Raw genomic sequence first — 14,870 nt, 5'->3', positions numbered from 1 at the left:
GTCAGGACCCGCGCCCCGACATGCGCAAGCCGTCGCGCGGGTCGCGCCTACGCAGGCGCCGTACGTCCTCCAATCCCGGTGTTCGTCATTCGCCCCGCGCCCCTCCCGCCAGTGAAGACTCCGTATGCCTGGAACGCAGAATGCCGGTCACGACGGCATCTGGCAACGATGCGCATGCTGACAACGGGCGGGACCCATAGAATGGCTGCACCCGGAAAAAGGGACACGTGCCGCCGAAAGAAAAGGCCCGGCGCGTCGAGACGCACCGGGCCGAACGTATCTCTGGCGCAAAGAGCGCGGGTCGGACGTCAGGCTTTGCCTTTGTAGATGTCGACCAGGTTCGAGAACAGTTGCAGCGCTTCATCACGCGGCCGTTGGAACGAGTTCCGGCCGATGATGGACCCGTTGCCGCCGCCGTCGCGGATCGCGCGGGCGTCGTCGTAAACGCTGTCGGAGCCTTTCATCGCACCGCCCGAGAAGACCACGATGCGCTTGCCGTTGAAGCAGGCGTCGACGCAATGCTTGACGCGAGCGGACAGGGTGGAGACGTCGATGCCTTCGGACTCGTAGACCTTGCGCGCCTCATCCTGCATGATGTGATCGGTGGTGAGCTTGATCTTGATGATGTGCGCGCCGAGCAGAGCCGCGATATGGGCGGCATAGGAGCCGACGTCGATCGCGGTTTCGCCGTCCTTGGTCACGCCTTCACCGCGCGGATAGGACCAGATCACCGTGGCGATGCCTTTGGACGCGGCTTCCCGGCGCATTTCGACGATTTCTTCGAACATGTCGAACATCACGTCGGAGCCGGGGTAGATGGTGAAGCCGATCGCCGAGGCGCCGATGCGCAGAGCGTCGTCCACCGAAGCGGTGATCGCCTGGTTCTTTGCGGCGGTGTCGGACATCAGCGAGTTCGCCGAGTTGACCTTGAGGATGGTCGGGATCTGGCCGGCAAAGGTGTCGGCGCCGGCTTCGAGAGAACCGAGCGGCGCGGCATAGGCGTTCAGGCCAGCGTCGATCGCGAGTTGGTAATGGTAATGCGGGTCATAGCCGGCCGGGTTCGGGCCGAAAGAGCGGACCGCGCCGTGCTCGAAGCCCTGGTCGACGGGCAGGATGATCATCTTGCCGGTGCCGCCCAGCTTGCCCGCCATCAGCATGCGGCAGAGGTTGGCCTTCACACCTGGCGTCTCGCCCTCGTAATTGGCGAGAATGCGGCTAACAGCTCTGGTGGCTTTCATGGATTCGATCCCTATGCTGTGGTTTGCACGAGCGGCCTAAGAGCCTGCGGCCTGCCGCGCAAGCCGGATTGACCGGAATTGGGCGCTAAGTCGCAGTGTGGGCGCTCCCAAACCGGATTTCCCGGCGCCGGAGTAGCCGTTTGAGACAGATTAAGCAAACCGCCGCTCGCGTCTCGCAAGAACCATTAACCTGTGCGTCCGGCTGCGCGACATTGAAATTCCCGCGTCCGCAGACACAGCAGGGCCGGACGGCTTTCGCCGCCCGGCCCACGAATTTTCCGCCGAATAGTCGCGCCAGTGATCAGCCGAGCGCGGCCACCCCGGGCAGTTCCTTGCCTTCCATCCACTCCAGGAACGCGCCGCCGGCCGTGGAGATGTAGCTGAAATCCTTGGCTGCTCCGGATTGGTTGAGCGCAGCCACCGTGTCGCCACCGCCGGCGACGGTCTTCAGCTTGCCGTCGGCCGTCAGTTTCGCCGCTGCGCGCGCGGCATCAAAGGTGCCCCGGTTAAAGGGTTCGATCTCGAAGGCGCCCAGTGGGCCGTTCCAGATCAGTGTCTTGCACTGGGCGAAGACCTCCTTCAGTCCCTCGACCGTCTCCGGACCCGCATCCAGGATCATGCCGTCCTCTGGGCATTGATCCACCGGCAGCACCTCGCTGTCGGCCCCGGCGGCGAACTCCTTGGCCACCACGATGTCGCTCGGCAGGTGGATGTTGCAGCCGGTGCTCTCCGCCTTCTCCATGATCGCCTTCGCGGTGTCCGCCATGTCGCGCTCTGCCAGCGACTTACCGATTTCCACGCCCTTCGCCACCAGGAACGTGTTGGCCATGCCGCCGCCGATCACAAGGTGGTCAACCTTTTCGATCAGGTTGCTCAGTAGGTCGAGTTTGGTGGAGACCTTCGCCCCGCCCACCACGGCTACGACCGGCCGCTCGGGCTTGCCGAGCGCGCTTTCCAACGCCGTAAGCTCCTGTGCCATCAGGCGGCCGGCGCAGTTCGGCAGCAATTTCGCCACGCCTTCGGTCGAAGCATGGGCGCGGTGCGCGGCCGAGAAGGCGTCGTTGCAGTAGACATCGCCCAGCGAGGCGAGGAATTTCGCCATCTCGGGGTCGTTGTCAGTTTCCGCCTTGGTGAAGCGCGTGTTCTCCACCAGCACGACCGATCCGGCGGGCAGCGCCTCGAGGTCCTCCCGGGAGGGTTTCTCGACGAAGGTGACCGCCTCGCCCAGTTGTTCTTCGAGGGCCGGTACAACCAGGCGCAGGCTCATCTCCGGCACCACCTGCCCCTTGGGCCGACCAAAGTGCGCCAGCATCACCGGCTTGCCACCCTTGGCCAGAATGTCTTTGATCGTCGGCACAATGCGTTCGATCCGTGTGGCGTCCGTCACCTTCCCGTCCTTGACGGGCACGTTAATGTCGACACGAACCAGCACGATCTTGCCGGCGAGATCCATGTCGTCGAGGGTTTTCCAGCTCATGAGAAGCTCCTTTCGAAAGGCATGGGGCACCTCTACCGGATGCGCCGTGCGCGCTCCACAGGGTTTGTGGTTTCCGCCAACGCGGTTTAGGGTCGCGCCGACCGCGGGAGCGTTTCCCGCATTGCAACGCGAGGAGGGCCTCAATGGCCGAGATCAAGGATCCCGAGAACACCATCATCATCGAGCTGAAAGGCGGCAATGTCGTCATCGAGCTTCTGCCGGACGTGGCGCCCGAGCACAGCGAGCGGATGAAGCAACTCGCCCGGGACGGCGCGTACGACGGCGTGGTCTTTCATCGGGTGATCGAGGGGTTCATGGCCCAGACGGGCGACGTGGCCCACGGCAAAGGCTCCGACCTGCGGCGCGCCGGCACGGGCGGCTCCGAATACCCCGACCTGCCGGCCGAGTTCTCCCGCCTGCCGCATGCCCGCGGCACCCTCGGCGCAGCACGCTCGCAGAACCCGAATTCCGCCAACAGCCAGTTCTTCATCAATTTCAAGGACAATGACTTCCTGAACGGGCAGTACACGGTCTACGGCCGGGTGATCGAGGGGATGGAGCACGTGGATGCCATCACCCGCGGCGAGCCGCCAGCGAATCCTGACAAGATGATCTCCGTCAAGGTGGCCGCCGATGCCTGATCGCCGTACCCTCGCCGGGCTGCTGGCCGCCGCGGTGCTCGCCGGCTCCCTCGCTCCCGCCCTCGCGGCCGAGGACGGGCCCGGTCCAAACCTCGTGATTGAGGTGGGTGGAGAGACCGACGGCCGGATCGTCATCGATCTGCTGGCCGATGTCGCCCCCCAGCACGTGGAACGGATCGTCTCCCTGGCCGAATCCGGGGCCTATGACGACGTGGTCTTCCACCGGGTGATCGGCGGGTTCATGGCGCAGACGGGCGACGTTCAGTTCGGCAAGGCTGGGGGGGACACCTCGCGGGCCGGCATGGGCGGGTCGGAGATGCCGGACCTGCCGGCCGAGTTCAGCAACGTCCGCTTCGAGCGCGGCGCGGTGGGTATGGCCCGCTCGCAGAGCCCGGACTCGGCCAACAGCCAGTTCTTCATCATGTTCGATGCGGCCCCGTACCTGGACGGCCAGTACACGGTGGTCGGGCAGGTGATCGAGGGGATGGACGTGGTGGACGCCATCAAGAAGGGCAACGCGGCGGCCAACGGGGCGGTCGACGGGCCAGACCGGATGACGAAAGTGACGGTCGAGCGCTGACCTGGCCCCCGAGGAGCGGCGGGCCGACCGGCCGGGCCGCTCCGCGCGATATTATCGGCCCGGGCGATCCGTCCGGGCCGGTTGAGTCGGAGGTCCGTGTCTCATGGGTGGGACATCTGGGCGGATGAAAGATTTCAATGGGTTACAGAGTCTAGTTTACCGTTCGTTAGGGAAGTTCCATCCCGTCTTGACCTTCAAGTCGAGCCAGCCAAGCCGATAGCTGCTCTCGCAAGGTGTCCGCGTCGTTGTAGTAGTGGGGCGTGGTCGTCGGATCAAAGACCCTAAGCGCCGTTTCAACGTGGTCGAGCGCCGCCTTTACGTGCGCCTTCCGTGATGTCGTAGCGTTGTGCTCTGCAATCGCAGCTTCCGCCAGCGCCATATTGTCATGGGTTTTGGCCCAGTTCACCGGGAAGTCCTCTTCAGTATAAAACCGAAGGGTGGCGCGATAAGCGTCGACCGCTTCCGCGATGCGGTCAACACCCGGCTCTCCATACATGCGGCGACCCTGTTCTTTGAGGGCATTCGCCAGGTTTCCCTGCGTCTCGGCCCAGTGCCTCGGGAGGTCATGTTCGGTTCGCACGCGGAGCGCGGCGCGGCAGGCCTGGACGGCCTCATCAAGAGGGTCCAAGCCAGCCGCGCCAACTGTGAGGTGGCCAAGTTGCGAGAGGGCATTGCCGAGGTTGTTTTGCGTCCCGGCCCAGGCCACCGGGTTACTCGCTTCGGTGTAGACGCGGAGAGTGGCACGATAGGCCTCAACAGCTTCGGCGAGCAGGCTCGCGCCCTTTTGGCCACCAGTGCTCGTGCCATGCCCCGCCAAAGCGTTGCCAAGGCTATTTTGGGCTGCGGCCCATTCCGCAGGGTTATCATGTTCGGTCAGGACTCGAAGGGCGGCGCAGCTCGCCTGCGCGGCTAGGACGAGAAGTCCCTCGTTATCCGGGTCGCCGGTGCGGTTGTACTGTTCGGCGAGGGCATTGGCGAGCTTGCTTTGGGTTATGGCCCGTTCCAATGGGTGGTCCTGCTCCGCGTAGACACGGAGGGCGGCGCGGTGGGCATCGACCGATTCAGCAAGCAATTCGACACTCTCCACCCCGCGAGTGCGGTGGCTCAGTTCGAGGAGCGCGATGGCGAGGTTGTTCTGTGTCCGTGCCCAGACCAAGGGCTGGCTGCTCTCCGGGTAGACGCGAAGAATCGCGCGGTACGCCATGACAGCTTCAGCGACCGAGCGCGCGCCCGTAGCGCCAGCGGTGCGACTGCCTAGATCCTGCATGGCATTTGCGAGGTTGCCCTGACCGCTTACCCACAGCCAAGTATCCGCGCGGCGGAGGGAGCCAGTTAGCACTGGACGCAGCATCTCCGCCGCCCGCGCCAGCCCTGCGCCTCCATAGCGCCGTCCGTGATCCCAAAGTATCAAGTTATATCGAAAGATCCGCCGCCGCGCAGGTTCCAGCGGATCCAACGAGCCAAAGCTGTCCGCGGCCGCGCACAGCAGGCGGTAAGCGTCCTCCACCTGACCGCGCAGGAGCGCGTTTCGGGCGCGGGCCTCCTTGGTCTCGGCGGCGATCTCCGTCTCCACCGCGTCCACCCGCGCAAGCAGCGTCTCGACCTCGTCGAAATCCAACCGCTCCGCCGCGCCCTGCGCTGCGCCCTTAAGATTGGAAATCGCCGCCACCCGTTCGTCCAGCGCGTCGATCTGTGCCCGGTAGGTGCGATATTCCTCCGCCTTCTGCATCAATACTTGGCGCAGGTCGTGTTCGGACAACTCAAACGCGCGCTCGATCTCGAACCGCACGGCAATCGCTTCAAGCTGGTCCCGCCGTGCATTCTCCAGAGCCCCCAGAGCCTTCGCGAGCGAGCCGTACTGCCTCTCCACTTCGTCCAGGATCTTTCTCTGGCTCTGTTGCTCAGCGAAAAGCGTGCGGAAGAGGCTGGGGGCGGTGGACGTGACGAAATCACTGTCGTTCAGCAGGCCTTCGATCTCCGGGCGGACCCAGTTACCGAAGCATTCGATCAGTTCATAGGGTTGAAAGTCGCTGCGCACGCCCTCCCGTTTGAACCGCGCGCACATGCTGGCGACGAGGGCGTCGGGGTCGAGGCCTGCGGCGGCGATGTCCTCCGGCGTTGGCAGGGCGTCGAGCAGCATCTCGGGCAGGTGGGCGTCTGCTCCGGCGGGCGTGTGAAAGGTGGGGGCGGTCAAGCGCGCGTTGAGGGCGTTTGACACCTGGCGGATTCGGTCTTCCGCGCCCTTGATCTTATGGCGGAACATGCCCCGGAGAGCGAAATACCCGCCCGTTGCCGATTGGGCCGCCACCAGACCGCTCGGGTCCGCCGCGGCCGCGGCAATGTTGACGAGCAGCGTGGCGCCCTGGGCGATCCTGTCGGTGGTGTCGAACATGGCCGAAGCGTAGGCAGGGGGCCAGAGTGCTTCAATTGGTTGCCCTGTCGCGGGGCGCGTTCCGGTCCACGAAAAAAAAACGACCGGACGCCTGGCGGGTCCGGTCGCTTTGTGTGTCGTGTCCGCCTGCGATCAGGGGATGATGCGGCGGTATTTGGTGCCTTCGAGGGTGGCGCCCGCGATGAGGCCCGCTTGTGCGAAGACGAGCGCGATGACCGGTTTGGAGGTGGTCAGCGTGCCTGCGGAGAGGTTGCCGCCCTGGTCGACCCAGGCGTATTCGGCGTCCGCCCCGGCCGTCCAGCCGTGGGAGGTGCGGAATTCCTGCAGCGTTTCCGGCGTCATGAAGAATAGCGCGTGGGCGTATTGCTGCGCGCCGATCTGGAAGCCGACGTTGGCCTGGATGGCCTCGTAATAGTCGACCGACATGTTGTTGATGCGGAGCGCGCCGGTGCCATAACTGCCGCCGACGCCAAACCCTGCCTTAGTAATCAACGGCATGTAGAGGACGCCGGACGACTTTTGCTCGAGGTCGGCGGTGCCCGGGTAGGTGGAGAAGAGGAAGTTGCGCGTGGCGTCGACGCGCTGGTCGATGCGCGCCGCGCCGTCCGAGCCGACGCCGTTGGCGCACCCTGCGAGAGCCGCGGTGCCCGCGGCGGCCACCGCGAGGAATCCGCGGCGGGAGAGAGATGTCTGAGAGGTCATGGTACTGCCCTGATTTTTCGCCCATTGCCCTTGTGTCCGGCGTGTCCCGCCGGTTGCCCAGTAGTATAGGGCAGCGAATCGCCGGTGTCACGCCACCCGTTAATTAAAGTCAACAGATCCGTTCGGATTGGCTTGGCCGTGGGGGCGCTGGCGGTGCGGGGGGCGCGGTCCGGCCTCCCGCGATCCTGTCCGAGGCCGTCAGGGTGCGTTGCGTCCGTCCTTCAACAGCCGTGCCACCCGGGGCGCGTAATAGGTCAGGATGCCGTCGCAGCCGGCGCGTTTGAAGGCCATGAGGCTTTCCCACATGACCTTTTCGCCGTCGAGCCAGCCGTTGGCCGCAGCCGCCTCCAGCATCGCGTATTCGCCGGAGACCTGGTAGGCGAAGGTCGGGGCGCCGAACTCCTGCTTCGCGCGGCGGCAGATGTCGAGGTAGGGCATCCCCGGTTTGACCATCACCATGTCCGCCCCCTCGGAGAGATCGCGTTCGATGAGGCGCATGGCCTCGTCGCTGTTGGCGGGGTCCATCTGGTAGGTTTTCTTGTCGCCCTTCAGTGCGCCCGTGGCGCCGACGGCATCGCGGAACGGGCCGTAGAAGGCGGAGGCGTATTTCGCGGCGTAGGACATGATCGTCACGTTGCGGTGGCCGGCGGCCTCCAGCGCGGCGCGCATCGCGCCGATCCGGCCGTCCATCATGTCCGAGGGGCCGAGGATGTCCGCGCCGGCGTCGGCCTGGGCGAGGGCCATCTTCACCAGCGCCTCGACGGTCTCGTCGTTCACGATCTCGCCGTCCACCACGATGCCGTCGTGGCCGTTGATGTTGTAGGGATCGAGCGCGATGTCGGTCATCACGGCGATCTCCGGCACCTGGGCCTTGATCGCGCGGATGGCGCGGTTGCTCAGGTTGTCGGGGTTCCAGGCCTCCTCGCAGCCTTCGGTCTTGAGCGCGGGATCGGTGTAGGGAAAGAGGCAGATCGCGGGAATGCCCAGCTCTGCCGCCTCGGCCGCGGCCTCCACCGTCAGATCGACGGAGCGGCGGAGGACGCCGGGCATCGAGGAGACCTCCTCCGTCACGCCCTCGCCGGCGCACAGGAACACCGGCCAGATCAGGTCGTCCACGCTCAGTTGCGTTTCGCGCACCAGCGCGCGCAAGGCAGGGGAGCGCCGCAGGCGACGGAGACGGCCGGAGGGATAGGGGGCGAGGGTGGGGCGCATGGTCTTGTCCTGGGTGATCGTTATTCAAGCGGCGTGCACAGTGCGACGGTTCTGCCACCACCTCAAGCGTGACATGGTGTGCCCCGCTTGCACTGATGCCGCGAGAGGGGTACCCCGAGCGAAGTCCCGTCGTGATGTCGCGCGGCCGGACGCGCAATCAGGAGCGGACAGGTTGGAAGACTGGTATCAGACGGCGTTCGAACTGATCGACATGCGCTCATTTTCGAACCTGTGGTACTGGATCGCCCTGGCGGTCATGTGGTCCACCGCGAGCCACTGGGTGCTGGGCGTGCCCTACGACATGATCACGCGCGCGCGGCGCTTCGGCGGGGAGGCGGAGGAGGATCTGCGTGACCTCGTCCGCATCTACGTCAATCGCCTTCTCTTCATTGCCGACACGACGGGCGTCTGGATGCTGGCGTTCGCCTCGTTCCTGCTGACGACGCTGGCGCTGCTGGGGTTTGTCTACGGGGTCGAATTCGCGCAGGCGGTGTTCCTTCTGGGCCTGCCGATGGGGCTTGTCTTTGCCTTGTCGATCCGCACGGCGCGGCGGATCAAGTCTGCCGATGGCGAGGGGCTTTATCGCATGCTGGCGCGGCACCGGTTCATGACCCAGGCGATCGGCATGGTTTCCATCGCCATCACCGCCTTTTGGGGCATGTGGCAAAACCTGGCCCTTGGCGTTCTGTAGGGCAGGAAAATCGGGGGCGGCGCGGAAAGCCTATTGCCTCCGCCGCCGCTTTCCGCGATCCCGTTGCCCCGCATCGGCGGGCGGGATTGAAACCCACCAACGCGGCCATAGGTGACGCCATCATGAGACCGGTTTCCCATATCACCGTCGGCGGCGCTCCCGAGGGCTATGACGCGCTGCTGCTCGCCCGCGAGTTGCAGAAGGGCGCGCCGGTGCTCCATGTCGCGCGCGACGACAGGCGGCTCGCGGCGATGCGGGCGGCGCTGGCCTTTTTCGCGCCGCAGGCCGTGGTGCTAGATTTCCCGAGCTGGGACTGCCTGCCCTACGACAGGGTCTCGCCCAACCCCGACGTCTCCGCCCGCCGGATGGCGACGCTGGCGGCGCTGATCGCCGGCATTCCGGGGCCGTTCGTGCTGCTCACGACATTGAACGCCGCCACCCAGAAGGTGCCCGCGCGCGAGGTGCTGCGGGAAGCGGCCTTCGCGGCGCGGGTGGGGGACCGGATCGACGAGGCGGGCCTGAAGGCGTTTCTGGTCCGCATGGGGTTCACGCAGGCGCCGACGGTGCTGGAGCCCGGCGACTATGCCGTGCGCGGCGGGATCATCGACGTTTTCCCGCCGGGGCATCCCGGGCCGATCCGGCTGGACCTGTTCGGCGACGTCCTGGACGGGGCGCGCCGGTTCGACCCGGCGACGCAGCGGACGATCGAGAAGCTTCAGGCGGTCGAACTGGCCCCCGTCTCCGAGGTGATCCTGGACGACGCCGCGATCACCCGGTTCCGGCAGTCCTATCGCATCGAGTTCGGCGCGGCGGGCACGGACGACCCGCTCTACGAGGCGGTGAGCGCGGGGCGCAAGCAGGCGGGCATGGAGCACTGGCTGCCGTTCTTCCACGAGCGGCTGGAGACGCTGTTCGACTACCTGCCGGATGCCGCCGTGATGTTGGACGACCAGACCGAGGCGGCGCGGATCGCCCGTTGGGACGGGATTGTCGACAGCTACGAAAACCGCGTGGAGGCGATGAAGTCCAAGGCGCGGCTCGACTCGGTGTACAAGCCGACGGCGCCGGGGGCGCTTTACCTGGACGAGGACGCCTGGGCGGAGGCCGTCGCCGGCCACCGGGTGCTGACGCTCTCGCCACTGCCGCAGAGCACGGGGCCGGGCGTGATCGACGCGGGCGGGCGGATCGGGCGCAACTTCTCCCCGGAGCGGCAGCAGGAAAAGGTGAGCCTTTTCGGCGCCTTGGCCGATCATGTGAAGGCGAAGCGTCAGGGCGGGCATGTCATCGTCGCCTCCTATTCCGAGGGCGCGCGGGAGCGGCTGTCGGGCCTGATGGAGGACGAAGGCGTCGTCGGCGCAACGGAAATCGCGGACTTCCGCGACGTGCCGGAGGGCAAGGGCGGCCTCTATCTCGCCGTCTGGGCGTTGGAGCATGGGTTCGAGGGGGACGGGTTGACCGTCATCTCCGAGCAGGACGTTCTGGGCGACCGGCTGATCCGCAAACCGCGCCGGAAGCGGCGAGCGGAGAACTTCCTGACCGAGGCGCAGTCGCTCAGCCCTGGCGATCTGGTCGTGCATGTGGACCACGGGGTGGGCCGCTACAAGGGGCTGGAGATCGTCAAAGCGCTTGGCGCGGATCACGAGATGATCCACCTGGAATATGCCGAGGAGGCGCGGCTCTACCTGCCGGTGGAGAACATCGAGCTTCTGTCGCGCTACGGCCACGAGGAGGGGCTGCTCGACAAGCTGGGCGGCGGGGCGTGGCAGGCGAAGAAGGCCGCGCTCAAGGAGCGGATCCGGCAGATCGCCGACAAGCTGATGCGGATCGCCGCCGAACGCGCCCTGCGCAAAGCGCCGGTGCTACACATCGACCACCACGCCTGGGAGGAGTTCTCCGCCCGCTTCCCGTATCAGGAGACCGACGACCAGCTGCGCGCCATAGAGGACGTGCTGGAGGACCTCGACCGGGGCATCCCGATGGACCGGCTGATCTGTGGCGACGTGGGGTTCGGCAAGACGGAGGTGGCGATGCGGGCGGCGTTCGTCGTCGCCATGTCCGGGATGCAGGTGGCGGTGATTGCGCCCACCACGCTGCTCGCCCGCCAGCACGCCAAGAGCTTTGCCGAGCGGTTCCGGGGCTTCCCGGTGAAGGTGCGCCAGCTTTCGCGTTTCGTATCCACCAAGCAGGCGTCGGAGACCCGCAAGGGCATCGCCGACGGCACCGTCGATATCGCCATCGGCACCCATGCGCTGCTGGCCAAGCAGGTGAAGTTCAACAACCTCGGGCTGCTCATCATCGACGAGGAGCAGCACTTCGGCGTGCAGCACAAGGAGCGGCTGAAGGAGATGCGGTCGGACATCCACGTGCTGACGCTGACCGCAACGCCGATCCCGCGGACGTTGCAGATGTCGCTGTCGGGCGTGCGTGACCTGTCGATCATCGGCACCCCGCCGGTGGACCGCCTGGCGATCCGCACCTACGTCTCGGAGTTCGACACGGTGACGATCCGGGAGGCGCTGCTGCGGGAGCACTACCGGGGCGGACAGAGCTTCTTCGTTGTCCCGCGCATCGCGGACCTGCCGGACATGGAGCACTTCCTGAGGGACCAGGTGCCGGAGGTGTCCTACGTTGTGGCGCACGGGCAGATGGCGGCGGGCGAGTTGGACGACCGGATGAACGCGTTCTACGACGGCAAGTACGACGTGCTGCTGGCGACGACGATCGTGGAATCGGGCCTGGATATTCCCACGGCGAACACGATGGTCGTGCACCGGGCGGACATGTTCGGGCTGGCCCAGCTCTACCAGATCCGGGGCCGGGTGGGGCGGGCGAAGACGCGGGCCTATGCCTATCTCACCACCAAGCCGCGCCTGAAGCTGACGGACGCAGCGGAGAAGCGCCTGCGGGTGCTGGGGTCGCTCGACAGCCTCGGTGCGGGGTTCACGCTGGCCAGCCAGGACCTCGACATTCGCGGCGCGGGCAACCTGGTGGGCGAGGAGCAGTCAGGGCAGATGCGGGAGGTGGGCTACGAACTCTACCAGACCATGCTCGAGGAGGCGATTTCCAAGATCCGCTCGGGACAGTTCGAGGGGCTGACCGACGACGGGCAATGGGCGCCGCAGATCAACCTCGGCGTGCCGGTGCTGATCCCGGAGGATTACGTACCGGACCTCGACGTGCGGCTGGGACTCTACCGGCGGCTGTCGGGGCTGACCACCAAGGTGGAGCTGGAGGGCTTCGCCGCCGAACTCATCGACCGCTTCGGCAAGTTGCCGAAGGAGGTGAACACGCTGCTGCTGATCGTGCGCATAAAGGCCATGTGCAAGCGCGCGGGCATTGCCAAGCTCGACGGCGGGCCGAAGGGGGCGACGATCCAGTTCCACAACGACAAGTTCGCCAACCCCGCCGGGCTGGTGGCGTTCGTTCAGGCGCAGAACGGGTTGGCGAAGGTCAAGGACAACAAGATCGTCGTGCGCCGGGACTGGAAGAACAATGCCGACAAGATCAAGGGGGCGTTCGCCATTGCCCGGGACCTGGCGGAGCAGGCGAAGGCGTCAGCGGCCGGTTGATCCGGAGGGTGCGTGGGGCGAAAGCGGATCGGGGCGCGGTTCCGCGTGCATGCCTCCGGCATTGAGGCAGCGGCCGGTCGCTTCCCGAATGGCCGTTCAGAGCGGGTGATTTGCTGAGACAGGGGCGGCGGCGGGGGTGGCGCGCGCCGTTCTCACGCTGGGGCGGCGGATTGGGCGTGCCAGACGGGCGGTGCATGCGGTGCCCGCGGCCTTGATTGGCCATGGCCGGTAGTTGCCACGTGGGCTTTGCGGGCGTCTGACCCTCGGGGGAGAGTGCGGGCGCGGGTCTGCGGCCATGATTCCGGCATTCAGGCGGCGGCCGGTCGCTTCCCCCGCGGGCGGTTCGCGCGGGGGAGTTGCTGAGATAGGGGCGGCGGTGGGGGCGTGGTGACCTTACGCCGGGATGGCATCCTGCGCGCGGCCGATCCGCTTCGTCAGAATGAGGGCCGCGGCGGCTAGAACGGCCGTGGCGGCCATGAGCGGCAGGGGGGTGCCGTCGAATGCAAGTCCCACGGGCACCGCCAGGAGGACGGCGATTACGGTGCCCACCGAGCCCAGAACGGAAGCGGCCATGCCCGCGAGGTGGCCCATCGGCTCCATGGCGATCGAGTTCAGGTTGCCGAGCGTCAGGCCGTTGAGGAAGAACACCGAGCAGGTCCATAGCAGGTAAAGCGCGAAGCCGGCGTGATGTTGCGGCGCCCAGGGGCCGGCGAAGATGAGCGCGACCGCCGCGGAGCAGGCCAGTTGCAGGGTCAGGGCGACCGTGGCCAGCCGGCGCATGCCGAGGCTTCCCACCAGCGTCGCGTTCAGCAGGCTGGCGGAGGCGGCGGTGAGGCCGATCAGTCCGAACCAGAGCGGGAAGTGCGCGGCCTCGCCGAAGGTGATGTCGAAGATCTGCTGGATCGAGCTGATGTTGGCGAAGAGGATGGCGAAGCAGAGGCCCTGTGCCGCGACGGCGATCAGCACCACGCGGTTGGAGAGGACCTCGGACACGCCGCGCACCAGGATTGCAGGCCGGAAGGCGCGGCGGTTGGCGGGCAGGAGGGTTTCCTGCTGACGCACCAGCATCCAGCCGGCGCTGACGACGGAGAAGAGCAGGAAGGCGCCGAAGATGCCGCGCCAACCGAAGAGCGCGATGATCCCGGCGCCGAGCGTCGGGGCGACGGCGGGCACAAGTGTGAAAACCATCATCACGAAGGACATCAGGCGCGCCATGTCGCGGCCGGCGTAGAGGTCGCGCACGATGGCGATGGCGGCGATGCGCGGTCCTGCGGCGCCGAAGCCCTGGATCAGGCGGGCGACCAGCATCAGTTCGAGCGAGTTTGCCCGCCAGGCGATGAGTGCACCGGCGATGTAGACGGCCGCGCCGCCGAGGATGATCGGGCGGCGGCCGAAGGCGTCCGACAGCGGGCCGGTGAAGATGGTGGCGATCCCCATGCCCAGGACGAAGCTCGTCAGGATGAGCTGCGCGAGGTTGGGGTTCTCGGGGGTCAGCTCGGAGGCGATGACCGGCAGGGCCGGGAGCATGGAGTCGATGGAAAATGCGATGGTGGCGAACAGCATTGCGATCAAGGCAACGAATTCCACCTTGGGCAGGCGTACGGGCATGAAAATAATTCCTTCTACCCGGTGCCGCTAACACGAGGGCCGGACGCTTGCCAATGCTCTGAAAACGCACAGGCGGGTGTGCGGGCAAGGGGCGCGGTGCGTTTTGCCGGCGGGTCAGCCGCCGGCGAGCTGGCCGTTGATCTCGTCGATCAGCTTCAGCCAGAGCTCGGTCTGCTGCGCTCCGGGAACCACGTGGGTTTCGGCGACGATGAACGTCGGCACGCCGGTTATGCCGCGTTCGCGGGCGTGAGCGTCGCGGGTGCGGATCTCCTCCACATCGGAGTCGCTGGCGAGCAGGCGGCGGATGACCGCGGCGTCCATTCCGGCGGTGTCGGCGATGTCGGCCAGCACGTCGTGGTCGCTGATGTCGCGGCCGTCGGCGAAATGGGCGTCGAACAGGGCGGCGACAACGTCGGTTTGTCGGCGCTCGATTCCGGCCCAGTGGATCAGGCGGTGGGCGTCCAGCGTGTTGGGGGTGCGGGCGATGGCGCCGAAGTCGATGGAGAGACCGGCGGCCTCTGCCGCTGCGTCGACGGGCACATGCGCCTCCACGACCTTCTCACGGCTTCCGAACTTGGCCTCCAGGTAGGCCCGCCGGTCCATGCCTTCGGGGGGCATATCGGGGTTGAGCTGGAACGGATGCCACTCGATCACGAAGGGGTGATCGGGGCGGTCTTCCAGCGCGCGGAAGAGCAGCGTCTTGCCGATGTAGCACCACGGGCAGATCGGATCGGAGAGGATATCGAGCTTTATCATGGGG

Annotated in this window: 11 protein-coding genes; 4 read left to right on the top strand and 7 right to left on the bottom strand. The window is 66.4% G+C overall.

Translation table 11 applies throughout. The features are described 5' to 3' along the window. Positions 1–308: 308 nt before the first annotated feature. Together BM075_RS03360 and BM075_RS03355 are read right to left on the bottom strand one after the other, a co-directional pair. Positions 309–1,238, bottom strand: coding sequence for a class I fructose-bisphosphate aldolase (locus BM075_RS03360; RefSeq protein WP_093359227.1), 930 nt, complete (start codon positions 1,236–1,238; stop codon positions 309–311). 301 nt (positions 1,239–1,539) lie between these two features. After that, positions 1,540–2,715 carry a phosphoglycerate kinase gene (locus tag BM075_RS03355; protein ID WP_093359226.1) on the bottom strand — a complete coding sequence of 392 codons (1,176 nt, stop codon included), beginning with the start codon at positions 2,713–2,715 and terminating at the stop codon, positions 1,540–1,542. Between the two features lie 143 nt (positions 2,716–2,858). Between BM075_RS03355 and BM075_RS03350 the strand changes: the two genes are divergently transcribed. Both BM075_RS03350 and BM075_RS03345 read left to right on the top strand, forming a co-directional pair. Further along, positions 2,859–3,356, top strand: coding sequence for a peptidylprolyl isomerase (locus BM075_RS03350; RefSeq protein WP_093359225.1), 498 nt, complete (start codon positions 2,859–2,861; stop codon positions 3,354–3,356). Further along, positions 3,349–3,936: a peptidylprolyl isomerase gene (locus BM075_RS03345; protein WP_093359224.1), complete on the top strand. Its 588-nt coding sequence runs from the start codon at positions 3,349–3,351 to the stop codon at positions 3,934–3,936. The genes BM075_RS03350 and BM075_RS03345 overlap by 8 nt, the downstream gene beginning before the upstream one ends. A gap of 166 nt (positions 3,937–4,102) precedes the next feature. Here the strand turns inward: BM075_RS03345 and BM075_RS03340 are convergent, their stop codons facing one another. From BM075_RS03340 to hemB, 3 genes are all read right to left on the bottom strand, one after another. Next, the gene (locus BM075_RS03340) at positions 4,103–6,328 is read right to left on the bottom strand and encodes a coiled-coil domain-containing protein (protein WP_093359223.1); all 2,226 of its coding nucleotides are present in this window, start codon (positions 6,326–6,328) and stop codon (positions 4,103–4,105) included. A 132-nt stretch (positions 6,329–6,460) separates the two neighbouring features. Continuing rightward, positions 6,461–7,030: a lipid-binding SYLF domain-containing protein gene (locus BM075_RS03335; RefSeq protein WP_093359222.1), complete on the bottom strand. Its 570-nt coding sequence runs from the start codon at positions 7,028–7,030 to the stop codon at positions 6,461–6,463. A gap of 198 nt (positions 7,031–7,228) precedes the next feature. Continuing rightward, the gene (gene hemB, locus BM075_RS03330; RefSeq protein WP_093359221.1) at positions 7,229–8,242 is read right to left on the bottom strand and encodes a porphobilinogen synthase; all 1,014 of its coding nucleotides are present in this window, start codon (positions 8,240–8,242) and stop codon (positions 7,229–7,231) included. 211 nt (positions 8,243–8,453) lie between these two features. Here hemB and BM075_RS03325 point away from each other — a divergent pair, with 211 nt between their 5' ends. Both BM075_RS03325 and mfd read left to right on the top strand, forming a co-directional pair. Then, on the top strand, positions 8,454–8,933 hold the full coding sequence (locus BM075_RS03325; protein WP_093359412.1) for a component of SufBCD complex: 480 nt from the start codon (positions 8,454–8,456) through the stop codon (positions 8,931–8,933). 122 nt (positions 8,934–9,055) lie between these two features. Then, positions 9,056–12,502: a transcription-repair coupling factor gene (mfd, locus tag BM075_RS03320; protein ID WP_093359220.1), complete on the top strand. Its 3,447-nt coding sequence runs from the start codon at positions 9,056–9,058 to the stop codon at positions 12,500–12,502. 393 nt (positions 12,503–12,895) lie between these two features. On the opposite strand, the gene BM075_RS03315 is transcribed toward mfd, so the two are convergent. Together BM075_RS03315 and BM075_RS03310 are read right to left on the bottom strand one after the other, a co-directional pair. After that, entirely contained in the window at positions 12,896–14,110 is a 1,215-nt protein-coding gene (locus BM075_RS03315) for a multidrug effflux MFS transporter (RefSeq protein ID WP_093359219.1), read from the bottom strand. Between the two features lie 114 nt (positions 14,111–14,224). Then, positions 14,225–14,866, bottom strand: a complete 642-nt coding sequence (locus BM075_RS03310) for a DsbA family oxidoreductase (protein ID WP_093359218.1) — start codon at positions 14,864–14,866, stop codon at positions 14,225–14,227. Positions 14,867–14,870: the final 4 nt, after the last annotated feature.

This window comes from Tropicimonas isoalkanivorans (genome assembly GCF_900112335.1).
In the GTDB taxonomy this organism is placed as follows: domain Bacteria; phylum Pseudomonadota; class Alphaproteobacteria; order Rhodobacterales; family Rhodobacteraceae; genus Tropicimonas; species Tropicimonas isoalkanivorans.
This window is presented reverse-complemented; position numbering and strand designations above follow the sequence as displayed.

Excerpts from the sequence above, each read along its gene's own strand:
- BM075_RS03360 (WP_093359227.1), bottom strand. The coding sequence starts at position 1,238 with ATGAAAGCCACCAGAGCTGTTAGCCGCATTCTCGCCAATTACGAGGGC.
- BM075_RS03355 (WP_093359226.1), bottom strand. The coding sequence starts at position 2,715 with ATGAGCTGGAAAACCCTCGACGACATGGATCTCGCCGGCAAGATCGTG.
- BM075_RS03350 (WP_093359225.1), top strand. The coding sequence starts at position 2,859 with ATGGCCGAGATCAAGGATCCCGAGAACACCATCATCATCGAGCTGAAA.
- BM075_RS03345 (WP_093359224.1), top strand. The coding sequence starts at position 3,349 with ATGCCTGATCGCCGTACCCTCGCCGGGCTGCTGGCCGCCGCGGTGCTC.
- BM075_RS03340 (WP_093359223.1), bottom strand. The coding sequence starts at position 6,328 with ATGTTCGACACCACCGACAGGATCGCCCAGGGCGCCACGCTGCTCGTC.
- BM075_RS03335 (WP_093359222.1), bottom strand. The coding sequence starts at position 7,030 with ATGACCTCTCAGACATCTCTCTCCCGCCGCGGATTCCTCGCGGTGGCC.
- hemB (WP_093359221.1), bottom strand. The coding sequence starts at position 8,242 with ATGCGCCCCACCCTCGCCCCCTATCCCTCCGGCCGTCTCCGTCGCCTG.
- BM075_RS03325 (WP_093359412.1), top strand. The coding sequence starts at position 8,454 with ATGCGCTCATTTTCGAACCTGTGGTACTGGATCGCCCTGGCGGTCATG.
- mfd (WP_093359220.1), top strand. The coding sequence starts at position 9,056 with ATGAGACCGGTTTCCCATATCACCGTCGGCGGCGCTCCCGAGGGCTAT.
- BM075_RS03315 (WP_093359219.1), bottom strand. The coding sequence starts at position 14,110 with ATGCCCGTACGCCTGCCCAAGGTGGAATTCGTTGCCTTGATCGCAATG.
- BM075_RS03310 (WP_093359218.1), bottom strand. The coding sequence starts at position 14,866 with ATGATAAAGCTCGATATCCTCTCCGATCCGATCTGCCCGTGGTGCTAC.